We start from the raw sequence: 23448 nt of genomic DNA on the forward strand, positions 1-23448 counted from the left end.
ATGGTTCCTTCATTAACAAAACCTAAACGCTCTGGAATGGCTCGGCTTTTTTGATTTTCTACCGCACAGCGAATTTCAACTCGATTTAATTTCAACTCTTGAAAAACGTAGTCGATGCAAGCCTTGCATGATTTGGTCATCAATCCAAGCCCCTGAAACGGTTCGCCCAACCAATAGCCGATGCTCGTCTTTCTATTGTTGCGGTCGATATAATGGAGACCGATGACCCCTGCAAGTACCCCTTTATACCAAATTCCCGCTTCAAATCCATTGCCCGCTGCGAATTTTTTCAAAGTCCCTTCAATAAACGCTCTGGAATCTTCTACTGCTTTCACGGCATCAACCCAAGGCAACCACCGCCGCAAATGCGGTCTGCATGAGTCAACTAAAGCAAACAAACGCTCTGCGTCTTCACGTGTTAACAACTTCAAATAAACATCCCGATCAATAGAACAAATAAACATATGTATTCCCCCTTTTCCTTGTGTTTTTACGATAAGCGGACCTCTTCCACCTTTACTCCACTTAGAGACGAAAGACTTCGTGATAAATATGTTATTAAAAATCATTTTAACATATTTATCCAAAAATTGGACCAAAAATCTTTTTTGTAGATAGAAGCATGGCATTATCGTATTTGGATTTAACACATTCACCAAGAAGTCGCCCACCTCTAAATGGAGTGTAGGTGGGGAGGTTCATAACAAAAAGACCAATTCGCAGTTAAACGAATTGGTCTCGATCATTTCAATCTGTTCTACTCTCTTAAAAACACAAAGTAAGCAAGAAAAACAAAGAACAATACATAAAGAATCGGATGAACTTCTTTTCCTCGGCCTTTCAAAATCATAGTAATTGGATAGAAAAGAAAGCCAACTGCAATTCCTGTGGCAATGCTGTAAGAAAGCGGCATTGTAATCAACGTAAAGAAGGCTGGAACCGCGATCTCGAATTTTTTCCAATCAATCTCGCCAATCGATGATGCCATCAAAACACCAACAATAATCAGCGCTGGCGCAGTAACAGCTGAAGTAACAACACTCAACAGCGGCGAGAAGAAGAGAGCAAGCAAGAATAGAATGCCTGTCACCACTGCGGAAAATCCTGAACGCCCTCCTGCTGCTACACCAGCGGAAGATTCGATATAAGAAGTCGTCGTCGATGTCCCGAAAATAGAACCAACCCACACAGCTGTTGCATCCACAAGCAAGGCTTTCCCTGCACGAGGCAATTTGTTATTTTTTAATAATCCTGCTTGATTCGCAACAGCCAAGAGCGTGCCTGTTGCATCAAAAAAGTCAACGATAAAGAAGGTTAAAACAACGCCTATCATTTTCCACGAGAAAATATCTGGCAAATGCTTGATGGCCATGCCAAACGTCGGTGAAATGTCAGGAATCGCACCAACAATTTGATGCGGCACTTTGATTAAACCAAAGATCATACCGACAATCGCTGTAATGACCATGCCATAAAAAACACCGCCATTTACTTTTCTCACCATTAAAATCACTGTAATAAATAAGCCAAAAATCGCTAATAATGTATCACCTTTTTTTAAATCGCTCAATCCTACCAGCGTCGCCGAGTTATCAACAATAATTCCGGCATTTTGCAAACCGATAAATGTAATAAACAAACCAATTCCGGCACCGACCGCGTATTTTAATTCGATCGGAATAGCATCAATAATTTTTTCTCGAATACCAGTCAGAGAAAGAATCGTAAAAATAATTCCAGATACAAATACCCCAGCTAATGCTGTTTGCCAAGGGATTTGCATATGAAGAACAACGGTAAATGCAAAAAACGCATTCAATCCCATCCCTGGCGCTAAAGCGATTGGGTATCGCGCAAAAATCCCCATCATGATCGAACCGTATGCAGCCGCTAGCGCTGTTGCCACAAACACGGCCCCTTGGTCAATTCGTAATTCATTTGGAAAGTCTTCTACCGCACCTAACGAAAGTGTAAAAGGGTTGACGAATAAAATATAAGCCATTGATAAGAACGTTGTGATCCCCGCTATAATTTCCGTGCGGTAATTTGTGCCGAGTTCATCAAATCGGAAATACTTTCTCACTTCTCGATCCCCCTTAAAAAATAATAAACGCTTCCGGTATGCTACCAGAAGCGTTGACTATAAGGATAACGAACATAAAGAAAGAACCATCTTCTAACACAGCATATAAAGAAGACCTACTTTCTCCTTCATTATACCCCGTAGTCAAGCTATTTACGGTAGCTTGGTAGAGACTCTCAGGCCATATCCCCGAGATTATACGACGCATTTTGACAATATTCGTTTTTGCATTTCTATTGTATCAATCGAAATCAAGGTGGTCAATAAAAAAACGAACATTTTATAAAAAATGTTCGTTTTTGTTCGTTTTTATTCCCACTCAATCGTCGCAGGCGGTTTGCTTGTAATATCATAAACCACACGATTCACATGCGGTACTTCATTTACAATACGTGTAGAGATGATTTCAAGTACATCCCATGGAATCCGTGCCCAATCTGCTGTCATTCCGTCAATCGACGTTACCGCACGAATCCCCACTGTATAATCATACGTACGGGCATCTCCCATCACACCAACGCTTCGAATGTCAGGAAGAACGGTGAAGTATTGCCAAATTTCACGATCCAATCCAGCTTTTTTAATTTCTTCGCGCAAAATGGCATCTGATTCACGCACGATCTCCAGCTTTTCTTCCGTTACTTCGCCGAGCACGCGGATGCCTAATCCTGGCCCCGGAAACGGCTGACGCCAAACAATCTCATGAGGAATGCCTAGTTCCGTTCCAAGAGCACGCACCTCATCTTTAAAAAGAGTATTAAGAGGTTCAATAAGCTTGAATTTCATATCTTCCGGTAAACCGCCCACATTATGGTGCGATTTAATGGTTTGTGCTGTCGCTGTTCCGCTTTCAATAATATCCGTATACAGCGTTCCCTGTACTAAAAATTCGATTCCTTCCAGCTTGGCCGCCTCATCGTCAAACACATAAATAAATTCGTTGCCAATGATTTTGCGTTTTTGCTCTGGATCAGACACGCCGTGCAACTTGCTTAAAAAGCGCTCTTTCGCATCGACCTTGATCACGTTCATGTGAAACCCTTCACGGAACGTTTTCATCACGCTTTCCGCTTCTCCTTTGCGTAGCAAACCATGATCAACAAAAATACATGTCAATTGATCGCCAATCGCGCGATGCACCAGCACGGCCGCAACAGAAGAATCAACGCCCCCGCTTAAGGCACAAAGCACCTTTTTATCGCCGACAAGCTCGCGGATTTTGCGAACTTCATTGTCAATAAAGCTTTCCATCGTCCAATCCCCGCGGCATTGGCAAACATCAAAAACAAAGCGCTTTAATAAATCGTTCCCATAGACGGAATGGCGCACCTCTGGATGAAACTGCACCGCATAAAACTGTCTTGATTCATCGCTCATCGCCGCAATCGGACATGAGACGCTTGTCGCATCGACCGTAAATCCAGCCGGAGTTTCAGTTACTAAATCTCCATGGCTCATCCAAACGACTTGCTCGGAAGGGAGTGTTTCAAACAATTTTGAAGCGTGCTGCACCTCGATTGTTGCTTTTCCATATTCCCGATGTGTCGCTTTTTCCACTTTCCCGCCTAAATGGTGAGTCATTAACTGCATGCCATAACAAATTCCTAAAATCGGCACACCTAGTTCAAAAATTTTCGAATCGCATGTAAACGCGTTTTCATCATATACGCTATTCGGTCCGCCCGAAAACACAATTCCTTTCGCGTTCAAAGCTTGAATTTCTTCGGCAGTAATCGTGTGCGGATGAAGCTCACTATATACACCGAACTCGCGAATGCGCCGAGTAATCAATTGATTATACTGGCTTCCGAAATCAAGCACCACGATCATTTCATGGTTTTGTTGCACAATGATCACCTCAATCGAGTAATAAAAAACTAGAATCCATACCTTCTTCCATAAAAAAACGAAGGCAGAATTCTAGCACAGAGCATCATCTGCCTTCGTAGTCGGGTCATTTACGGTGTCCCGGTAGAGACTCTCGAACCGTATTATCGAGGATATACGAAGGGATTTCGTCTTAAATTTTAATTCATTCTATCAACTCTTTCCCTTTACGGTCAAGATGCTATTCTTTTAATTAAATTTTCCCATAATTCTTTCACTTCTTCCCATTGCTGATCGACTATTTCATTTTTATAAATCACCCGTTCATATAGCTGTGTTAGCTGGCTCATTTCATTCGTCCCAAACCAATTATCAATGTAAGCTGCGTATTGGCGCAACGTCTGCCCTTCCTTCCGTTTTAAACCGCAGCTTTTCAGATGGCGGAGCAATGCGTTATAAGCTTTCACAAATGTATCTCCACCATGCCGATATTTAAACTGGAGCAATGTGATATACGGCCACCATTTTCTTCTTGTTCCATATAACAGAATAGTAAGAACCATCAACGAAACCGTTAGAGATAAAACGCTCTTCCAATTGACGATCGAAAGCAAGCGTTCTTGGTTCTGCTGCGGCGATGATGAAAGACGATCCTGCTGCAGTTGTTCCTCCAGCCTTGTACGATTCGGCGCCGTTTGTGTTTGCTGCTGTTCAGGAACTGGAGTTGATTCGACAGCTGATTCAGCTTCCGTAAACTCGTATGGATTATTAAACCCTTGAGTTGGTTCAAATGGAACCCAGCCAATTCCGGAAAAATATACCTCCACCCATGAATGGGCATTATTGTTCGTCACTCGATATAGATCTTTGCCGTCGTCTGTTTCATCGACCCATTGCCCCGATGTATAGCCCTTTACCCAGCGTGCGGGAATATCGATCGAACGAAGCAAGACAATCATGGCCGTTGAAAAATTATCACAATACCCTTTTTTCGTCTCAAATAAAAATTGATCGACATAATCCTGATTTCTGCTTGGCACAGCTACATCCTTTGTTTCATAAGCAAAACCGTTCAAATGAAAATATTGCTCAATGGCTTTTACCTTTTCATAAGTTGTTGCTGCTTGTTTTGTAATTTGCTGAGCCAGCTCTTGAACTCTTTTCGGCAAATGATCCGGAAGTTGTGTATACCTTTTTAAGATCTGTTCATCTGTTACTGGAGGGGAGGCTTTCAATTTTTCAATCGAAAAGGTCGGATATTCATAAGTCAATTCATATTCCTGCAAAGGAACAAGATAAGACTCACGATCTGTCGGATAAATTTTTTCATTGGCCGCTTCCATGCGAAAGACGATATCTTTTGAAACATGAATGGTTTTTAATCCCTCTGGATAAACCAAATAAGAAGCCGGCTGAACCATCCGCACATGCGCTGCCAACTGCTTTTTCTCAACGCTATTTTCAAACCATTGATGAACGTTATTCTCTTGTTCAAACGTCTTCACTTGAACACTGTCACTAATATCCCACCCTTTTCCCGTATAAATATCCTTTGTTTCCACTCTCCAATAATGAGTTTCTTCATCCTCCGCTGTAAAAACGACGGTATTATCAGCAATGAACGGACCGCCTAATCGCGAATCATTGTTTCCATAACCGATCTTTTTAACAGCAAACTGGTTCGGATCTTGTTCGCGGTCCTCCGCTGCATAGCTTTTAATAAATGCAACAGGATCAGGCCACTGAGGAGCCAGCTTAGGGCCCGCGTACCCGCAAAGCAGTGCAGCGCCTACTGCGACAACCCCCATGACCAACCACTTTGCAGGCTGCTTTGCTGCTGGCAAACGCTCATAATGGAGCCAGCTTAATAGAAAAAAACCTGCTCCTACCAGCCGGACAATCGCCCCAGTCCCCGAAAAAGGAGTAAACGTGTCCAGCACCGCGACATAGATAAAAGTCATCACTAAAAACAGCCAGATCCGTTTCTGTTTGACAAGCCAATATTGTACAAGATAGCACATCATCCACAGCATCAGAAAAAATAGGAAAGTACGAAATCGATCGGTCATGTCTTCCCATTGAAAATGACGGATTAATGAAAGATGATAAACGGCTTCTTCTCCAAACATGAAAAGCCATTGGAAGGACAAAAATGGAGCATGAAAAAACAAATCGTTCAGCGCATAGAAAAGATAACCGATTTTTAGACATACCGACAGCCAGAGCGGCACTCGCAACAGCTCTAAAAGAAAGTAAAAAGCAACAAATACGATAAACACTTGGATATTTTTTGTATCCGATACAACAGTTAGCGGCGCAAGCCATTCCCATAGCAGCCAAAAAGCGAACAAATAGTATGCAAATGTTTTGATCCGGCTTTGTTCCACGTTTACTTCCCACCCTCAACGAAAGCATTAGCAAAGTGCTGGGGCATCGTTACCTTTACGGTGACCCCTTTTTTTCTAAGCATCTCGATCCATTCTCGCTCCTCTTTCGATAGTTGGCCTTCTGCTTTTTTGATTAAAACCACCGTACCGCGGCGATTTTTCGAAGCTAAATCAGCCATGATGGAAGCAATTTCTTTATACAGCTGCGACGTGATGCAGCAAAAGGAAAACGATAACGGCCACTGCATAGTCTCACGATACATGATGCGTGCAAATGATTCCTGACTATCACAGGCCACTTTCGCTAAGTGATAAAATAACCGCTGTAAATGCGTCTCTCCATTTTGCGCTTGAATCACGATGCGATCCCTTCCTACCGATACGAGACCGGTTTTCACTCCTGCTTTTACCGTCATTCGAACAAAGGAAGCGGTAAATGTGACAACCTCTTCAAATAAGGCTGTAGGAGTGCGATCCAAAAAGACCATAAGATCCTCGCTCTGCCTTTCTTCAAAATCTTTTGTCATCAATTCGTTTTTTCGTGCCGATGCTTTCCAATGAATCCATGAAAAGCGGTCTCCTTGTGTATACTCGCGAGCGCCGATCGCCATTGCCGTATCGCGATGGAGCGGAAGCGGCGATACAACAGACCCGTCATCTAGCTGTTGTCCCATTTTCCGAGCGTTCATTTCGACATAGCGCGGATAGACAAGGATGCTATCTTCAGTGGAAACGATCGCTTCTTTTGCCACCACTCCCAGTAAATCAGTGATTTTGAAATGAATGGATGAGAAAATATGCTCTCCACGCGGCAATTCATCCATTTCATATACATATGTGCACATACGCCGTCCTAAAGGCATTAACACTGTACGAAAAGGCGTCATTTTTGCTAAGGACGGCGGCAGCTTTTCTTCGGCTAGTATATAAATGAGCGGAAAAAAACGCGGTAAATCGATTTGCACAGTGACCCGCAATTTTTCACCTGCGTAATAATACACCTTCTGATTAAAGGTTCGTTTTACTTTTATCGAATGGAGGGGATAAAATATTAAAACGAAAGCGTACAGTCCAAAAGGTAGGAAACTGTAGAATAAAAACCAGCTCACGAAGCCTCCCTGAAACATCGCATATGAAAAAAGAATTGCCAACAATCCAAGCACTCTTATGAATTGCCACAAATTTTTCCTGTGTTTTTTCATCAGGCTGTCCCTACCTTTGCACCGGTACTGGCGTTCTGGAAATAATTTCACTAATGATATGCCCTGCAGAAATTCCATCAAATTTCGCATGAGCTTTCAAAATGATCCGATGCGCAAGGACATAAGGAGCTAAAGATTGCACATCATCTGGAAGGGCAAAATCACGTCCATGCACGAATGCGTATGCTTGTACAGCTTTCATTAATGCCACCGATCCGCGCGGACTGACTCCTAAATAGATCGACTCATGGGAACGGCTTCGTTGGACGATTTCAACAATATAGCGTTTCACACGTTCATCTACATACACTTCCTGTACTTTTTCCTGCAATAAAAGCAAATCTTTGATGGTGATCACTGGTTGCAGTTGATCAATAGGAACCACCTTTTCGGTTTTGTTCAAAATATCCATCTCTTCTTGTATGGAGGGATATCCCATGTTTAGCTTCAGCAAAAAACGATCGAGCTGCGCTTCAGGAAGAGGGTAGGTTCCTTCATATTCAATGGGGTTTTGCGTCGCCATAACAAAAAAAGGACGCGGCAATGGCCTTGTTACACCATCCACCGTTAGGCTTCCCTCCTCCATCGCCTCTAGCAAGGCCGATTGCGTTCTAGGAGACGTTCGATTAATTTCATCAGCCAAAATAATATTCCCCATAACGGGACCTGGTTTATATTCAAATTGGCCTTCTTTTGGATTATAAATCGATACGCCGGTCACATCGCTTGGAAGCAAGTCCGGCGTAAACTGAATCCGCTTAAATTGGGCGCTCACGGATTTTGCCAATGCGCGAACAAGCATCGTCTTTCCAACACCCGGAACATCCTCCAGCAACACATGTCCACGCGCTAACAGCGCAACAATGCTTAATGTAGCAACCTCTCTTTTTCCCACGATCACCTTTTCGATATTTTCAACCATTGTACCAATGACCGGATGTAATTCTTCGTTTTTTGGCATGTTCATTCTCCTCTAATGAAATGTTCTTAATCATGATTCATGACAGCACCATTTGGTGATTAGAATGCTAGGACCATCTCTTTCTTAATAAAAGAAATCGGTTATTTTATTTTTGGAAGGATGAGCCTCTAAAAGAGGTTAGCCACAAGCTTCTCTGACTAGTGAAAACATCCGTCACCTTACCTTCTAGAATGATTGGGTCCGTTTTTAAGCTACATGATTTATTTTATATAGATTTTATTGTTTTCACATGCTCGGCTACTCGGATCATCTTTTTATAAAAAATCAGGTCTATCACTACTATTATTCACCTAATAAATCTCAACTCCTTGTTTTGATTGATCTCTTCTGAAAATTTCGTCTTTACTAAAATCATAACACGAATCATTGATTATTCAACATTCAAAAGGATCATAGCCCTTCATTACAAGATGCCGGAAATCGCTCAGCAACATAAGTTGTCCTACCTGTTCATTTTATTTTCTATCATAAGGAAACGGACGGCTGTTGGACCGCTCTTGCCGTCAACAAAAGAAAGGTTGTAATAAAGAGAAAAAACGAACCGCTTTTGAGCCAAATGAAGACCGTCGAAGTTTATGGATGAAACACAACCATCATAAAGATGATCGCTTTTTTGATTCCTTTGTCAGATAACTAATGACTAGAGGGGACATACTCCCACCACCTACGCTTCGCTTAGAAGTGGGGGCCTTCTTTCGAAGGGAAGTTAAAATGCTTCAGCCTGACTCTTGATGATGCCAAACGTTCTGCTCTTCCATGTAAGCTTAATAGAATGGGATTCGGTCTGCAAAACTTACGAGAAGCCTTCTAGACAATTGATGACGATTTCGTGGGCAAAAAAGAAAAGGAACACTGGGAAACCCCAGTGTTCCAAGATATTTAGGCAATGATTACATCATGCCGCCCATTCATTAGCTAATAATTTCGCACAACATCAAGTGATTTGTCCTTGTTTTTTCCTATTTATATGTTGGTCTTTTCCGCCAAAAATTCACCGAACAATATGGAATCATATTTTAATGGGCACCATTATGGCATCAAAAATATTGCTATCACAATCCAGAATTTGAAAAACAGAGGACAGGAGATTACTCCGCCTTTTTATCATAACATGAGTCAGGTAAAATGTTATGAACAGTTAAACGGGGATATACCTAAAAATTAAATTTTAATTTAATTTTTATTAAATTAATGTATTAGAGGAATTGAAGTAATGTTGAAGAAATAATGTCATATTAACTTTCGGGAGGGAGAAACCATTAAAGGTGTTTTTCGCAACAGAATAAAATACTGGCTAAAGGATTGATTCAAAAACGCGTGGCCGAGAAAATGGAGGTATCGGAACAAACTTTCCATAAATGGTGTAAAAATGTTACGCAACCAAACTTGGAGGAAGCTTATGTACTTTCGCGCATAATCGGTGCGTCTTTAGAGGAACTGTGTGAATTTGAGGAAGATAAAGAAAAATAACCCTTCCCAGATAAGAAGAGTTATTTACAACGCAGTAACATACAGTTAAACTCCATCGAGAAAAAAATATTGACTACAGCTAATAATATTTATATAATGAGCATATAATGTTACTGCAATAAAAAAGAGGCAATGGCAATCACATTTGGTGGTTAGGCGTTGTCTCTTTTATTTTTCTTTAAATCATACAATAATATAAGCCTTCTTAATTCCGTACTAATGCGAATTTCTCCGTTTTCCTTTAACTTTTCAACAGCTTTTTTTACATAGAGCTCCACATCATTCAAATTCAAATTATCAATATTATACGCAATTATACCGTATTGTCTTTCTAAAGGATAATCTTCTTTTAATATGCTCTCTAAATCATCAAACTTGATTTGATACCATCTGTTTGTTATCCTCTGTTTCTCTTTCAAGAAATCACCATGATTCTCAAGTCTCTGCCTTAATTTTTCCTTTTCACCAGGATGAAGGTTACTGTTTGAAATCGTTTCGATGTTTACGTGCCGCAAAAACGGTAATCTTGATTTTGAAGGCTGGTTGGCTAAAAATCTTAATACAATATCAGTGTTTAATTCGTCCTTTTCAAATATATAATCGTAAACATATGTTATTACATCAGGGATTGCAAATATATAGGTACTGTCTCCGAGCGCAACAACAAGTTTTTTGTTACCGATATTTTTTTCTAGCTCATCCAGTTGGCTCGGTGCAACAAGCAGAGATTTCAAAGTACCCTCTTTTCCCCTTTCAATGATTAAGTTTTTGATTATATGTTGGTATTTTCTAACCTCCGATGGTGCTACTCCTTGATTTATTTCCGCCATTTTTTTATAAATTTCCCCAAAATTATCAGTCCTTATATAAGTAAAGCGACAGTTCAAATCTCTATCATTTACCGTCTCCTCTCTAATTTCGTTTAATCCCTCTTCCCTTTCAATAACAATGATTTTTGACTCGAGCTTCAGCAACTCTTTTTCACTCAAAGATGAAGAAAAATCCCTTATTATATTTCTGATATTCTGATCTGTAAGTGAATATCCTAGAAACACTATAGGGGAATGTAACAGCTGTGAAATAATTTTTGCACTAATTAATACAGAATTTTTTTCAAACCTTCTGTAATCATTCTCACAAATAATCAACGATTTAGGATCAGTAACACAGCCATGCAACTTGTATAATTCTGCATAACCCATCGTTTGCTCAAAAAACCCTTTTTGCCCAATATAAGTTTTAATGCCATAATCACTAATCGAATTATATGCATCTTCAATTAGAGTATCGTAATTTGTTGTTAGTATAATCTGTGTTTTTATTAACATTTTCTTGAAATACTCGAATTCATCTAACATCTCATCTTTAAATTCATAGTTTAAAAACCTATTCGATAAAACCTTTTTAAAAGGAGTGATGTTCTTCTCAAATGCCTCTTTTTGGGTGAAATTATCTATTTTTATTTTCTCATCATAAAATAACTTATTAATTTTTTGTTCTAACATTGTCCCAACTCTAATATTTGTTAAATAATCCAACTCGGATTGTTTTAGATTCGGTTTTTCTTTTTCAATATCGTTCCTTGTTCTATTAAGAAAAGCATAAAAATCTGATTGTTCTCCCGTTAAATTCCATAAATATTCAAGCAAACCTCTCCAGTTAGGAAAATTTTTTAAGTACCTTATCGATAAGCCTGAACCAATAAATACGATTGGAAACTCATTATTTTTAATTAGCTTGTCCAACGCAGCCATTTTTGTTCCCCCTGCCTGTTTCCTGTACTAATACAATCTTACCAAAGAGGAAATTTTCTTACCATTGATTTGTAATAAATCGAAGATAAACGCTCAATAAAATCTTTCTAAGAAAGGCGCAAAGCGCCGGCCTATCGGTGAAAGACGCACAAGCCCCACCGAGGAGGCTTAGCCGCCGAAAGAAGGGGCGGAGCGCATCAAAAAAACACAGGAAGAAATAGCTCAGCTGCAGCAAGAAATCGAAAAAGAACAACTCAAAGAAAAAAACATCAACGAATACATTCCAACAGTGAAAAAAGTGTTAGAAGCATACCGCCAGACGGATGACGTAGAAAAGAAAAATCGCCTTCTCAAATCAGTACTTGAGAAAGCGACATACTTAAGAAAACCCGAATGGACGAAGAAAGATCAATTTTTGATACAGTTATACCCTAAAATCTAGAGGCCATGGCCTCCTTTTTTTGTGACGAAAAGAAGTGTTTCAAAGCTTGGAACACATCTGATTTTTGTTTTAAAATGTAGTAGTTAAAGCGTTCGTCTTTAATATTTTGATACGCCCTCATAAGTGTAGAGGGTGTACGATTGTACTGATACAACTATAAACACTGTACACTTCTGCGTATTAAAGTTTAATTTATAATATCTAATAAATATTATGCACTGTGGGAGATGTATCCTCTACTGTAATACAGATTGAGCTTTAGGAACATTTAAAAAAGGCATCATATTAATTGATGCCTTGTAATTTTAAGATTCTTAGTGTTCTTGGTTTACCGAGTTCCCATGTAATATAACCTGCTCTTCGTAATTTTTCTAGATGAGCGAAGTTTCTTACCATTTTTTATTCCTGTAAATAACCTGCTTTCACCAAAGCTTCCAAATACTCATCCAAAATAGGGTTCCCTTCTACACAATCTGCTGGATCAATTCCTTTAAATACCTTTAGTTCATGATATAATTTCTCACACATTGCACCTTGCATTTGAAAACCACTGACATATTGTCTATCTATACTTTCTAAAATAACTGCTATTAGTCTTCCCTCTGCAAAATTAGTATATCTAACCTGCAAATCATAATCTTCATCACTCGGTTGCGGAATAAGAAGTTCACCAGCCGCCCTCATCTCTTGAATACACTCTCTCATTCTATCAATGTCCGCTTTCTCTTTCTCACTATACAAACTATTCAAAATCTCCTCATTTTGAATAAAGTAACTTTTCACAAATGTTGAATAATCAACAAAAGGATCTTTTTTAAACTCTATAAACTCATTGACAGGAACTTCAACCGCTTTATATTTCTTTTTTAATATATTGTCTACCTCAGTTACTAAAAACTTATGAGGCATATTTAATTGTTGGTATTTTTTAAGTAAGTTATTTTTCAAGTGGTTTTAACCTCCCTATTAATAGAATGAGTGCCCTCCACTTCTATTATATATATGCCAATGTGGAAGGTATCCCTCTCCACCATGTGCAGAATCATGTATAGGTGGTTTGCCATTCCCAGCTTTTGCAGCAACCTTAAATGCCTTAACTGAATCTGTAGACCATACATCATTATATGGAGGTGCGCCTTTCAATCTCGATGCAGCTTCATCTAATGTCAGCGGTTTGTTCCCAATCATTACTCTGTCTTTCTTTTTATCTATATATGCTGGATAGTGATCGTACTGTTTTTTTCTTAGTGTCTCAGAGACGCTAGAAGCTACTGTATAAGTCACTCCTGCAATAACTGCTGCAAGTCCTATGGCGATTAAGTGTTCTAAAAGTGCTTCTCCTATAATAACGCCTATTGGAATTAGAAATGCAAACGATGCATGTAATTCGTTTGTATTTAATTCGTACTTTTCACCTGTACCCATATCTGTAAAAGTTGCAACTATTCCGTCTTCTGTAGCGTTCTCTACGTCTACTTTGTATTCTTTCTCTACTTGGTTTCCTTGGGAGTCTGTTTCTATAGATGTTACTGTAAATTCATTCGTCCCCTTATCCAAGGACAGAGAAACAGTAGCATTTGTTGTTTCGTCAGTAGTCGCATTTGTTGTGTCGTCAGTAGTTGCATTTGTTGTATCGTCAGTAGTCGCATTTGTTGTATTATCAATTGAAACCTCAGTCTGAATCTCTAATGTTTTTTCGTTATTTTCAACAATTTTAATATTTTCTTCATTTATTGCATCAGTTTGGGTTTGATCATCCGTTATCTCTTCGGCTAATGTGCTACTATTCGTCGGTACTATTCCAACAAGAAGAACTAAAGTCAATAGAATGGATATAGCTTGTTTAAATTTAAACATTAATATCCCACCCTTTTATGATAATTTTATGAATCCATTCCCGTAATATGTTTTGTTTCCTATATCTATAGAGTATTTTTTTAAGATACTTATCATCTTTGATGATAGTTTTTTATCCCTCATAGAGATTCCGAATTGTTCATGTTTCTCTAAAATAATCGAAATAATTCCCGTCACATAAGCTGCCGCTAAAGAGGTTCCGCTATACATAGCATAACCACCATTTTTTGATGTAGTTAAAATATCTACACCTGGAGCAGAAAAATCAATCTTTCCACGAGCTGAAAAACCAGCCACTTTATAATTACTATTTACTGCCGTTACAGAAATAACATCTTTATAACTAGCAGGGTAATCTGCCTTGCCGCCATAATTGTTTCCTGCAGCAGCTATAACTATTATTCCTGAGCTAGTAGCAGCCTCAATTGCTTTTCGAAGTTGTGGATGATCTGACGACATACCAAAACTAATATTTATTATCTGTACCTTATTATCAATACACCATTGAATACCTCTTACTAAGTTTCTAACATTGCCATGCCCCTTGTCATCCAGAACTTTTACCGAATATATTTCTACATTTGGAGAAACACCTCGAATGCCGACCTCATTATCATTAGCAGCTATGATACCAGCAACAGCGGTTCCGTGACCATAGTTATCAGACACGGGTTGTCTTGGGTTTATTGCATTAAATTCCTTTACTACTTTTCCTTTAAGGTCTTCATGCTCTTTGTTAATACCACTGTCTAAAATAGCAACCTTGATTTTTGGGATAGATACTTTCTTAGCTTGTAATTTGTCTATACCTAAACTATTTACCCCCCATGGAACTACTTGTTTTTTTTTGCTAATCAATAACTGCAAATCATTTACTTTTCTCTCCGAATTATTCACTAACTTTAGGTTACTTGATTTCTCCTCGCCACTGTTAGTACTACTACTGACATATGTTTTGGGATTATTAACCCCCAAAAAATCCTTTGAAATATAAAACGAAATTACTAAAGTTAACACAAGTAAAAATAAAGTTACTTTTTTAAAGATAATCACCCCCTCTTAATGATAGTAAGATCGGACTACTTAATTATAATTAATCAAATAAATTTTGCATATATATGAAAAATGTCGAATTTTGTCCTATTTTTTATAATATTGTCGTTAAATTACAATAAAGTTGTTTAATTTTAAAGTCTCAAATCAATGAGGTGAATATCATGAATATAAAAACCGAAACAGGATATATATGTAAACTAAAAGTAATCTTAGCTGAAAGCGGAATAAAACACGGCTGGTTTGCGGAGAAAATAGGGGTTAGATATGCCATCTGTGAGGAATTGGGGCTGCCAATCAATGAAATATGGATAAAAAAAGAGCCTACTCAAAGTGATTGATATGCTCCCCCTAAGGTAGACAGATTAAAAAATAAAAATCTGTTTTCTCTTAGGGGGAGTTTTTCTGTGTCTGGCAAACATTATTCTGAAGAGTTTAAATATGAAGTTATTAAAGCTTATGAGAAGAGGGACTACTCCATTAAAGAGCTCTGTTCTAAATATCAAATATCTCAAAATTCATTAAGAGAATGGATTGTGGGATTTGAAAGGTATGGATCGGAAGGATTAAAAAGATCTACATCATGGAAACCTTATTCTAAGGAGTTAAAGGAAGCAGCTGTAATCGATTATTTGTCAGGTGAACTTTCTCAATATGAGATCGTTAGAAAGTATGAAATATCAAGCAGGTCCGTACTCCGAAGATGGATTAGCATTTATAATAGTCATAGAGATTTAAAGGATAGGTCGAAAGGAAGAAAAACGACTTGGGATGAACGGATTCAAATTGTCCTTGATTGCTTAGAAAACGGAAAAGATGATCAAGGAACAGCTGAGACCTATGAGGTCTCTTATCAACAAGTATACCAATGGGTGAGGAAGTATGAAGCAGGTGGAGATGAAGCACTAAAAGATAAGCGCGGAAGGAAGAAAGAAGAAGCAGAATTAACTCCAGAAGACATTATCCAACTCCAGATTAAAAAGTTAGAAAGAGAAAATGAACGGTTACGTGCAGAGAATCTATTTTTAAAAAAGTTAGAGGAAATCGAAAGGAGGCGAAAATAAGTCAAATCCGATATGAAGATATGTATACCGCTATCCAAGAACTTCATGAGAAGGAAGAGGTAGAGGTTATTCTACTTTGTGAAATCGCTGGAATATCTAGGGCTGCATATTATAAGTGGTTGAATCGTACGCCTTCTGCTCGAGAACTTCAGAATGAAGAGATCATAAAAGAAATGAAAGCACTTCATGAGGAAGTTGATGGTATATACGGATACCGTCGAATGACATTGAACATGAATCGCAAGTTCGGCCAAAATTTCAATCATAAGCGAATCTATAGATTAATGAAAGTCGCAAGAATACAATCTGTCATTCGAAGAAAGAAAACCCCTTATAAGCGTTCTACTCCTCAACATGTGGCGGAGAATATATTGAATCGTGAATTCACAGCGGAAAAGCCGAATGAAAAATGGGGAACAGATGTCACGGAATTCAAATATGGCCCCTCAAAGAAAGCTTATTTAAGCGCTATTCTTGATCTATATGATGGATCAATTGTTAGTTATGTCTTAGGCCATTCTAATAATAATCAACTTGTGTTTAAGACGCTTGACCAAGCAGCAGGGCTTTTGGCTGGAGACCATCCCCTTATTCATAGTGATCGTGGCTTTCAATATACCTCTCATGGGTTTAAACGCAGGATAGATAAAGCGAAAATGACACAAAGTATGTCGCGAGTAGGTAGATGTATTGATAATGGACCAATGGAATCTTTTTGGGGAACACTCAAATGTGAGAAGTATTATTTAAATAAGTATGAGACATTTGAAGAGCTTTCTAAAGCAATAGATGATTACATTTGCTTTTATAATCATGATAGATATCAAAAACGATTAAATGGCCTTAGCCCTATGGAATATAGAGCTAAAGCCGCTTAGATCATTTTTATTATTTCCACTGTCTACTTGACAGGGGGCAGTTCAAAGCGAGTAGGCCTAATTACTTCAATTTCAATTCAACTTCATATTCTTTCATTTCTCCGTCAAACTCATCTTCTCGTCCAACATGTGCAGACCATTTTAATTTAATCCATTGAATTTTTTCTGCGTTTCCGCGCTTTAGATACCAAATAACATCTCCTTCTTTTATAACACCTTTATCAATTTCTCCACCTAGATGATCAGAAACAAACATGTCTGGCGTTTCAATTTGTTCACCTGTACTTGTGACTAAAACAGCTTGGTCTGGATAAGTAGTAAATTTTCCTTCAGTAGTATTCTCTATTTGAAATTTAACACCAACAGCCGATGTTGTTATTTCATTTCCTTCTTCATCAAGTCCAGGAGCTTTATCACTTACCACAACTTTTTGTATGGTTGTTTTCAACCCTTTGAAATCATCAGACCAAGTTGCATTTTCGTAATAGGTCCAAATATCCTCCTTTTTCTCTTTTGCACCCTTATCCGTATCTTCATTCTTTGCACTTTCTTCTACCTTTGCTTTAGCTTTTTCATCCTCACTTTGCTTAATCGTATCCACATCATTGCAGGCAGACAACAAAAATGCCGCCAAAGGAATCATTAGTATTTTTTTCATTGTTTATCCCCCTCTTTTGTACCTTTTTTCTTACAAAATATCACATAAAGACCAAAAATATTGTCGAACAATGTCGTAAAAATAAAAAATCCCCTGCCTTCAGGCGGGGGATGTAATCAAACGATAATCGCTTGGCTTCATTTTCTCTTCAACGCGATACGTCCCGTTATACAGAAAAAAAGAACCTACTCAAAATGGGTAGGTTCTTAAATCAAAACATTTTTTTTCATTAGCGCTGCATAAATTTTTTCGTTGATTTCCAAAAGGCTTTTCTTCCCGTCTTTAAATCTGATAGCCGCCACATGAACACCTTTGGTTTTTGCAGAAAGACCCGCAGGTAAACCAACAGGTCCTCAATCGGCGTACCGTATTTCACAAACTGAAGTTTCAATTCCTCATAGTTAAGATAAAAACTTGGAGTGGGCCGATCATAGAGTTCAACCCATCGAGTTTCAATTCCTCATAGTTAAGATAAAAACCGGCAAAAACGGTACCGTCCACATAGATAATCTCCATGAGTTTCAATTCCTCATAGTTAAGATAAAAACAATCATCAGTACTCATTTGATTAGCAAGTTCGAACACGTTTCAATTCCTCATAGTTAAGATAAAAACGGTCATCGAGAATACCAACCGACGCCTGACAGTTGGGTTTCAATTCCTCATAGTTAAGATAAAAACTGCTACTGGACTTGGCATTCAGTATGGCGATGAGATGTTTCAATTCCTCATAGTTAAGATAAAAACTCTAAAAAATATTGTTAAATCAACATTTGGAAAATCAATACAACATTATTATAAACTTATCTAAAGATTCTATCAATATTTTATTTCTCTTATCACTATAGGAATTTTGGCAAATAGAAAATTGTCGTCGATCCCCCGGGGTTTGTGCGCTATTGGAGGTCGACGACAAATCTTTTTCAATGGATTCAACAAAAAACCCTGCTAAACGGCAAGAGGCGCTATTTCTATTTCTGTAACATATTTTGTGCTAATCGATGCAACATCAAAAAAACTTGTGCTCGTGTCACGGGTTCCTCTCGTCGATCCTGTGTCACCACTCCGTGTTGCTTCAAAAATTCAAACGCTGCATCGACCGCTTTGTCATACGCTGTTTTTTCAGGTGCTGGCATCTTTGGCTCCTCCTGTTTTTGCTGTGTTGCTTTCCTTTTCAAGCCAAATGCTTTCGCAATCCCTTCGACATGGCCATGTGCCACTTGTAAAAGGAATGGTTCTGATTTCAATTTGGCCGCATCGTTCGCATTATCAATGAACAGGTTTTCTGTGAGCAATGCCGGCATCTTCGTTTCGCGCAGTACCGCGTAGTTCGCTCGCTTTTTACCGCGATCCTGCACGCCGGCGATCGCTTTCATGATCTCGCTGTGGATCGTGTTCTGATACGCAATGGTCGACGGGCTCACATTGCCATTGTAAATGTAGGACTCAAATCCTGTTCCACTGCCGGCATTGATGTGAACGGATAAGAAAAAATCGGCATCCGCCCTGTTCGCGATGGCCGCACGCTCCGACAACTCCACGAAACGGTCATCCGTCCGCGTGTAGATGATGCTGACCCCTTCGTATTCAGCGAGCAACCCCCCGATCTTTTTGACAATATTTAACGTCAGATTTTTTTCCTGTAGACCGTTCCCTACAGCTCCGCTATCCGTTCCACCATGCCCTGCATCAAGTACGATTTTCACCATTATTGATCCGCTCCTTTTTCACCTTTATCACTTAATTGTTCTAGTGCTTTCACAAGAAAAATCGGAACACGTAATCCTAATTTCCCCAAATTCTCAATAATAGAGATGCCCTCTGTAGCAACCAAAAACATCAGCATCGCATCGCGCAAGAATCCATTCGAATTTCCAGTGATGATATCAAGCTGATTAGCGACGATCACAAACGTAATCATGCCTACTTTCTTAGCTAATCCACGAAATGCGCGGTAGGAATTTACTTGTTTTTCTTTGAATCCCACCATGACACCCGTGACGTAATCACACGCCATGAAAATAGCAAAGGCGGCCACAAGGTTATCAAAGCCGCCTAAAAGATATGCTAATGTTATAGATGTTCCTCCCATAATGGCTGTCCATAGAGTATCCGTATTTTTCATTTTTTCTCCTTTCTTAGACATAAAAAATAGCGTTGTCCTACTCTGTAATTAAATTTTCTCGACCCTTTTCTCGTAAATAAGCGTCAATCCCTTCTTTCAGATCAGGCCGACGCTGGATCACAAATTCGTAAGTATACGCACCATCTAAGATTCGTTGAGCGAGATAAGCAGCCATGTTACACACCTCCCAAAATCAAGTCGTCTAGTGCTTGTTGCATGATTTCAATTCGCTCCTTTAATTCTGCATTTTCTTGTTGTAATTGCAATAATGGATTTGGTGGGATTTCAATCGTTTCTTCTAAATTTTGTGACGCTAAATATCTTACTTTTGCCCCACTTTCATATTCAACCACTATATAATCTCCTTCAATATATTGATTAATAATTGACATCACTTAATCCCCCCACTAATTAATGCTGACCCATAGGAAAAGTATCCTGATTTTCTCATTTCAATAATTACACTTGTCTTAAAAATTAAAGGTACATCTAAGACTTTAATTTTATCAATAGTATTTATAGGGAATGGATCTTCGGGTAAAATAGAAACCATCCTCACACCTTGTTGTAGTGCGCTAAATATCGGTGTTTCGTTAGTTTCGGTACTACTAATAAGCCTGTATCCATACCCTATATAAAAATCAGAATTATAAGGTTTAACTTTGTTTCTGTCATAAAAACCATTATATCTAATACCTGTGTTTGTTCCCGAATAACTTGTATCAATAATAACATTACCGTCTAATGTGACCTTAATTCCACAAGTATTCGTTCCTCCAGACGAATATCCAGAGAAACCAGCAATAAGAAATTCTACAAAACCCTCACCTTCTAAGCGTACCACTTCTGTAAGTGTTGAATTGATATATTGTGCTGGCGAATAAATAGTAAACTTTTTAGGATACAACGAATAATTAAACACACTTCCATTTGATTCATTTTTCAATTTAGATATTCCCATCACGCCACCTCCACGCCGGAAATATATACATTGATTGCACTTGTTGTTCCTGACTGTACTGTAATTGTTTCCGTTGCATTCATAACAAGAGATAAATCAATTACAACCGTATCATTTGCATCAATGGAATAGTTATTCACAACCTCTATTCCAGCAATTACAACCGTTGCCGTTGCCGCGCTTGCGCTTTTGTTTGTTAATACAATGTTTTTTACTATTGTCATTGTATTCGCAGGAACAGTATAAGCCGTTGTTGGAGATGTTTCAGCCGTTCCTTTATATAAACGTTTCGCTATTGCTGCCAATTAAATCCCTCCCATCCAGTATAAGATTTCAAGATCATCAGATTTTGCTTGCGCTGCGTTCCAAGCCGCTCTTTCTGCCGCGGATATATGTTTCGTCGTATCGGACGCGTGTGCAGCAAAGTTTTGTTCTGCAGTTGTCAGTCTATTAAGTACAGTTGTAGCAAAATTAGGGTCATCTCCCATTGCTTGTGCTAATTCTCTTAATGTATCCAGTGCTTCTGGAGCACCATTGATAAGACCTGCAATAGCTTCGTCGATTTTCTGCTGAACACTTTCTGATGTTTCTACCTCCGTTTTTAACGCAACCTTTTCATCGATTTTCCTCCAATTCTGATTTAGCATGGTTTCGATGTTAAAAGTATCATTTCCATCGGTAACCGGATTTTTTAAATATAACCCTAGATTTGGAGTAATTTCAGGCACATTATGCACCTCCTGCAAATTTGTTTAGTGGAATTTGCTCCATTTCAGCTATCGTTTTCACATTGTGAATATCTTTGATTAAGAGATAAGTAAACTCAAATAAGAGTTCGAGATGGCAAGGAATAATTTCTTCTAATGCCTTTCTGACATCATCTAGATTGCTGGGAACACCATAAGAAGATATAAATTTCACGATTAATTCTAAATCCTTTGGTTTTTGGATGACTTCAACTTCCCCGCCGTAATAGGCCTCAGCAGTGTTTTTTATGACATTTTCTTTTACCGTGCCAATCCCACGTTTTTTAGCTTTTAAATTTGAACGCCTTTCTTCTATTGATTTGCTCGGATTAGTAGGAATTCCGTAATCCTTCTCCCACAGTGCTAGACCCCAAGTTGCTAAGTCTATAAACGCTTGATTTAAAACATCATCGATAGCCGCCTCCAGTTTATCAAATTGTTTTCCCTCTGCATGGGCTATGGCTTGATATTCTGGAGAGTTTCTAAACAAGTCCGGTAACAATTCAATAATTTCATCTTTAGATGACATTAAAAATCACCGTCCCGACTACCGCAATCTCATCATCACCAAGTATTAGATTTGACGTCTTATCGTTGATTAGAAAATTTTGATAGTCTATTACTCCGTCTTGTTCCAAAATCATTGAAGATAGCTGGGAGTATCTAACAGTGTTAGTTGTAAGAGCTGAATCGGAAAATAGTTTCTCAATAGCAGTTTTATATCCGAATTCAATAGTTTCTATATCTACACCTGGTTGCAGTATAAGATCAGCTGTAATATTTATCGGGACTTCAACTGCTGTATCAACAGTAAGATCAACATCTATTGGCATTTCATTCGAAATACGGTTGAATACCTCTGTTACCTTTTCTTGCGAAGGTGCCCTTCCATCAGAGCCTACAACAACTACACGTACAGTACCTTTACCTTGCCATCGCGGAAAAACTTTCGCTGCCCTGATACCAGGTACTTCCTTAGCCCATTGCAAGTAGTGGTAAATATTCCCACCAGTTGCAGGCTTAGAGGCTTTTTCTTGATAGCGCGCATATAGATATTGATCTTCTTCCTCTTCTTCTCCTGGAGCTATGATTTTTCCTAAAATAGCCGTTTCGAGTCCATCAATATTATCTAGTGGTAACAATACCGATCCCTCAGGAGGTTTATTTCCAATGGTTCCTGCTTCTTCACATTGCAGTTTGGCGTTCGTTCCTGCTTCAGTAACGACATAATAAACACCATCTACAAAGAAACGGGATCCCACATCTACAGGTATGTTAAAAATTCCTTCTCTAATTGCCTTTATAGCCCGTTTTTTAAATACACCAATTTCACTTGTTCGCCTTTCAAGATACTCACCTTCACTTGTTGATGCAAAAACCAGATTAAGCACTCGATCCAGCTGCACATATGCATCTGCTAGTTTTTTCGCTGCCGGAGCCAAAGCTATATAAATAGGAGATCTTTCTTGTTTGTCAAAGTCGTCAGGTATGTCATCCAACATTTCTTCCAAGATGGTTTCAAACGTCCGATCTTCAAACACCTTCTCCAAACACCTCCTCTATTTCAATAGGCCCTTCAGTTGTGTAAACCACAAAATTCACATAAAAAGCATCATCTTTGTGTTCAATCTCAAACTCTTCCACGCTCTCCACGAAATCCAAATGAATAAGAGCCTCCTCCATTAAACGGGGAAGCTCCATTTTTTTGTATTCAACTGTTGTTTCGTTATCCGCAATCAATTTTTCATTCTCGTTACCAAAATCACTGGACAGTATTGGGTAGGCATACCGAGGAATACGAAGGACGAACATAATTATTTGTTTTGCCGCTTCAATACCATCAATAACCTCACTGGTGAGAATATTTTTTTCAAAATCAAATCGAAAAGTTTTTAGGACAGGTCGCAAATCTTCCGCGGCAATTTCCTCAAAATTTAGTTCAGGTGATAAAGCCATAAC

At 38.7% G+C, this 23448-nt stretch carries 24 protein-coding genes, 2 pseudogenes, 1 CRISPR repeat array and 2 riboswitches (1 of these 29 cut by a window edge); of the genes and pseudogenes, 4 read left to right on the forward strand and 22 right to left on the reverse strand.

The genetic code is table 11. The features are described from left to right. From GFC28_RS11090 to GFC28_RS11115, 6 genes are all read right to left on the reverse strand, one after another. Nucleotides 1-464: the 5' portion of a GNAT family N-acetyltransferase gene (locus tag GFC28_RS11090; RefSeq protein ID WP_044745003.1), read on the reverse strand. Its footprint begins 82 nt before the window's first position; 464 of the gene's 546 nt are visible here — the first part of the coding sequence; the start codon lies at nucleotides 462-464; the stop codon falls past the left edge of the window. 293 nt (nucleotides 465-757) lie between these two features. Further along, on the reverse strand, nucleotides 758-2083 hold the full coding sequence (locus GFC28_RS11095; RefSeq protein ID WP_044745002.1) for an NCS2 family permease: 1326 nt from the start codon (nucleotides 2081-2083) through the stop codon (nucleotides 758-760). A gap of 121 nt (nucleotides 2084-2204) precedes the next feature. Continuing rightward, a riboswitch (purine riboswitch) is annotated at nucleotides 2205-2306 on the reverse strand. An 86-nt stretch (nucleotides 2307-2392) separates the two neighbouring features. Continuing rightward, nucleotides 2393-3913 carry a glutamine-hydrolyzing GMP synthase gene (guaA, locus tag GFC28_RS11100; RefSeq protein ID WP_044745007.1) on the reverse strand — a complete coding sequence of 507 codons (1521 nt, stop codon included), beginning with the start codon at nucleotides 3911-3913 and terminating at the stop codon, nucleotides 2393-2395. 96 nt (nucleotides 3914-4009) lie between these two features. Next, a riboswitch (purine riboswitch) is annotated at nucleotides 4010-4111 on the reverse strand. Nucleotides 4112-4143: 32 nt separating this feature from the next. Beyond that, on the reverse strand, nucleotides 4144-6297 hold the full coding sequence (locus GFC28_RS11105) for a transglutaminase TgpA family protein (RefSeq protein WP_044745001.1): 2154 nt from the start codon (nucleotides 6295-6297) through the stop codon (nucleotides 4144-4146). Nucleotides 6298-6299: 2 nt separating this feature from the next. Continuing rightward, a complete protein-coding gene (locus GFC28_RS11110) occupies nucleotides 6300-7406 on the reverse strand; it encodes a DUF58 domain-containing protein (RefSeq protein WP_231883408.1) in 1107 nt (368 codons plus the stop codon). Between the two features lie 103 nt (nucleotides 7407-7509). Beyond that, nucleotides 7510-8460, reverse strand: coding sequence for an AAA family ATPase (locus GFC28_RS11115; RefSeq protein ID WP_044744999.1), 951 nt, complete (start codon nucleotides 8458-8460; stop codon nucleotides 7510-7512). Between the two features lie 1323 nt (nucleotides 8461-9783). Between GFC28_RS11115 and GFC28_RS18885 the strand changes: the two genes are divergently transcribed. Continuing rightward, nucleotides 9784-9951: a helix-turn-helix transcriptional regulator gene (locus GFC28_RS18885; protein WP_442854557.1), complete on the forward strand. Its 168-nt coding sequence runs from the start codon at nucleotides 9784-9786 to the stop codon at nucleotides 9949-9951. Between the two features lie 152 nt (nucleotides 9952-10103). On the opposite strand, the gene GFC28_RS11120 is transcribed toward GFC28_RS18885, so the two are convergent. Beyond that, nucleotides 10104-11705 carry an SIR2 family protein gene (locus tag GFC28_RS11120; RefSeq protein ID WP_044744998.1) on the reverse strand — a complete coding sequence of 534 codons (1602 nt, stop codon included), beginning with the start codon at nucleotides 11703-11705 and terminating at the stop codon, nucleotides 10104-10106. Between the two features lie 190 nt (nucleotides 11706-11895). Here GFC28_RS11120 and GFC28_RS20110 point away from each other — a divergent pair. Continuing rightward, nucleotides 11896-12147, forward strand: a pseudogene (locus tag GFC28_RS20110) (recombinase family protein); the annotation flags it as partial. On the opposite strand, the pseudogene GFC28_RS20275 reads toward GFC28_RS20110, so the two are convergent. From GFC28_RS20275 to GFC28_RS11135, 4 genes and pseudogenes are all read right to left on the reverse strand, one after another. Next, nucleotides 12137-12295 (reverse strand): annotated as a pseudogene (locus GFC28_RS20275) (sporulation protein YhbH); the annotation flags it as partial. The pseudogenes GFC28_RS20110 and GFC28_RS20275 sit on opposite strands and share 11 nt — an antisense overlap. Before the next feature lie 251 nt (nucleotides 12296-12546). Next, nucleotides 12547-13095, reverse strand: a complete 549-nt coding sequence (locus tag GFC28_RS11125; RefSeq protein ID WP_044744997.1) for a hypothetical protein — start codon at nucleotides 13093-13095, stop codon at nucleotides 12547-12549. An 18-nt stretch (nucleotides 13096-13113) separates the two neighbouring features. Further along, entirely contained in the window at nucleotides 13114-14004 is an 891-nt protein-coding gene (locus GFC28_RS11130) for an SAR2788 family putative toxin (protein WP_044744996.1), read from the reverse strand. Nucleotides 14005-14019: 15 nt separating this feature from the next. Continuing rightward, nucleotides 14020-15057 (reverse strand): S8 family peptidase, encoded by a 1038-nt coding sequence (locus GFC28_RS11135; RefSeq protein WP_231883407.1) that lies wholly within the window; start codon nucleotides 15055-15057, stop codon nucleotides 14020-14022. A 164-nt stretch (nucleotides 15058-15221) separates the two neighbouring features. Between GFC28_RS11135 and GFC28_RS19325 the strand changes: the two genes are divergently transcribed. Continuing rightward, nucleotides 15222-15398, forward strand: a complete 177-nt coding sequence (locus GFC28_RS19325) for a transcriptional regulator (RefSeq protein WP_156487533.1) — start codon at nucleotides 15222-15224, stop codon at nucleotides 15396-15398. A gap of 66 nt (nucleotides 15399-15464) precedes the next feature. After that, nucleotides 15465-16999, forward strand: a protein-coding gene (locus tag GFC28_RS18895) for an IS3 family transposase (protein WP_231883406.1) whose coding sequence is annotated in 2 segments (ribosomal slippage) — nucleotides 15465-16083 and nucleotides 16083-16999 — 1536 coding nt in all. Because the reading frame shifts where the segments join, the coding sequence is not laid out codon by codon here. Between the two features lie 61 nt (nucleotides 17000-17060). Here GFC28_RS18895 and GFC28_RS11150 read toward each other — a convergent pair. From GFC28_RS11150 to GFC28_RS11195, 11 genes are all read right to left on the reverse strand, one after another. Next, nucleotides 17061-17657, reverse strand: coding sequence for a membrane lipoprotein lipid attachment site-containing protein (locus GFC28_RS11150; RefSeq protein ID WP_052661002.1), 597 nt, complete (start codon nucleotides 17655-17657; stop codon nucleotides 17061-17063). Nucleotides 17658-18041: 384 nt separating this feature from the next. After that, nucleotides 18042-18404: a CRISPR direct-repeat array (repeat unit 30 nt; unit sequence GTTTCAATTCCTCATAGTTAAGATAAAAAC). 224 nt (nucleotides 18405-18628) lie between these two features. Continuing rightward, nucleotides 18629-19366 carry an N-acetylmuramoyl-L-alanine amidase gene (locus GFC28_RS11155; protein WP_066329600.1) on the reverse strand — a complete coding sequence of 246 codons (738 nt, stop codon included), beginning with the start codon at nucleotides 19364-19366 and terminating at the stop codon, nucleotides 18629-18631. Next, a complete protein-coding gene (locus GFC28_RS11160) occupies nucleotides 19366-19782 on the reverse strand; it encodes a phage holin family protein (RefSeq protein WP_044743187.1) in 417 nt (138 codons plus the stop codon). The genes GFC28_RS11155 and GFC28_RS11160 overlap by 1 nt, the downstream gene beginning before the upstream one ends. Before the next feature lie 37 nt (nucleotides 19783-19819). Next, nucleotides 19820-19957 carry a hypothetical protein gene (locus GFC28_RS19515; protein WP_172798652.1) on the reverse strand — a complete coding sequence of 46 codons (138 nt, stop codon included), beginning with the start codon at nucleotides 19955-19957 and terminating at the stop codon, nucleotides 19820-19822. 1 nt (nucleotide 19958) lies between these two features. Next, on the reverse strand, nucleotides 19959-20174 hold the full coding sequence (locus tag GFC28_RS11165) for a hypothetical protein (protein ID WP_044743188.1): 216 nt from the start codon (nucleotides 20172-20174) through the stop codon (nucleotides 19959-19961). After that, the gene (locus GFC28_RS11170; protein WP_044743189.1) at nucleotides 20174-20743 is read right to left on the reverse strand and encodes a hypothetical protein; all 570 of its coding nucleotides are present in this window, start codon (nucleotides 20741-20743) and stop codon (nucleotides 20174-20176) included. Before GFC28_RS11170 ends, GFC28_RS11165 begins: the two co-directional genes overlap by 1 nt. Next, on the reverse strand, nucleotides 20743-21048 hold the full coding sequence (locus GFC28_RS11175) for a hypothetical protein (protein ID WP_044743190.1): 306 nt from the start codon (nucleotides 21046-21048) through the stop codon (nucleotides 20743-20745). Before GFC28_RS11175 ends, GFC28_RS11170 begins: the two co-directional genes overlap by 1 nt. Next, a complete protein-coding gene (locus GFC28_RS11180) occupies nucleotides 21049-21471 on the reverse strand; it encodes a hypothetical protein (protein WP_044743191.1) in 423 nt (140 codons plus the stop codon). Nucleotide 21472: 1 nt separating this feature from the next. Then, nucleotides 21473-22018: a YmfQ family protein gene (locus GFC28_RS11185; protein ID WP_044743192.1), complete on the reverse strand. Its 546-nt coding sequence runs from the start codon at nucleotides 22016-22018 to the stop codon at nucleotides 21473-21475. Next, nucleotides 22008-23030, reverse strand: coding sequence for a baseplate J/gp47 family protein (locus GFC28_RS11190; RefSeq protein ID WP_044743193.1), 1023 nt, complete (start codon nucleotides 23028-23030; stop codon nucleotides 22008-22010). Before GFC28_RS11190 ends, GFC28_RS11185 begins: the two co-directional genes overlap by 11 nt. Beyond that, the gene (locus GFC28_RS11195; RefSeq protein ID WP_044743194.1) at nucleotides 23023-23445 is read right to left on the reverse strand and encodes a DUF2634 domain-containing protein; all 423 of its coding nucleotides are present in this window, start codon (nucleotides 23443-23445) and stop codon (nucleotides 23023-23025) included. The genes GFC28_RS11190 and GFC28_RS11195 overlap by 8 nt, the downstream gene beginning before the upstream one ends. Between the last annotated feature and the right edge of the window lie 3 nt (nucleotides 23446-23448).

This window comes from Anoxybacillus sp. B2M1 (genome assembly GCF_001634265.1).
Taxonomy (GTDB): domain Bacteria; phylum Bacillota; class Bacilli; order Bacillales; family Anoxybacillaceae; genus Anoxybacteroides; species Anoxybacteroides rupiense.

Bases quoted from the DNA above. Each gene is read 5' to 3' on its own strand.
- GFC28_RS19325 (WP_156487533.1), top strand. From the start codon at position 15,222: ATGAATATAAAAACCGAAACAGGATATATATGTAAACTAAAAGTAATC.
- GFC28_RS11115 (WP_044744999.1), bottom strand. From the start codon at position 8,460: ATGCCAAAAAACGAAGAATTACATCCGGTCATTGGTACAATGGTTGAA.
- GFC28_RS11195 (WP_044743194.1), bottom strand. From the start codon at position 23,445: ATGGCTTTATCACCTGAACTAAATTTTGAGGAAATTGCCGCGGAAGAT.
- GFC28_RS11150 (WP_052661002.1), bottom strand. From the start codon at position 17,657: ATGAAAAAAATACTAATGATTCCTTTGGCGGCATTTTTGTTGTCTGCC.
- GFC28_RS11170 (WP_044743189.1), bottom strand. From the start codon at position 20,743: ATGGGAATATCTAAATTGAAAAATGAATCAAATGGAAGTGTGTTTAAT.
- GFC28_RS11155 (WP_066329600.1), bottom strand. From the start codon at position 19,366: ATGGTGAAAATCGTACTTGATGCAGGGCATGGTGGAACGGATAGCGGA.
- GFC28_RS11185 (WP_044743192.1), bottom strand. From the start codon at position 22,018: ATGTCATCTAAAGATGAAATTATTGAATTGTTACCGGACTTGTTTAGA.
- guaA (WP_044745007.1), bottom strand. From the start codon at position 3,913: ATGATCGTGGTGCTTGATTTCGGAAGCCAGTATAATCAATTGATTACT.
- GFC28_RS11120 (WP_044744998.1), bottom strand. From the start codon at position 11,705: ATGGCTGCGTTGGACAAGCTAATTAAAAATAATGAGTTTCCAATCGTA.
- GFC28_RS11160 (WP_044743187.1), bottom strand. From the start codon at position 19,782: ATGAAAAATACGGATACTCTATGGACAGCCATTATGGGAGGAACATCT.
- GFC28_RS11165 (WP_044743188.1), bottom strand. From the start codon at position 20,174: ATGTCAATTATTAATCAATATATTGAAGGAGATTATATAGTGGTTGAA.
- GFC28_RS11130 (WP_044744996.1), bottom strand. From the start codon at position 14,004: ATGTTTAAATTTAAACAAGCTATATCCATTCTATTGACTTTAGTTCTT.
- GFC28_RS19515 (WP_172798652.1), bottom strand. From the start codon at position 19,957: ATGGCTGCTTATCTCGCTCAACGAATCTTAGATGGTGCGTATACTTAC.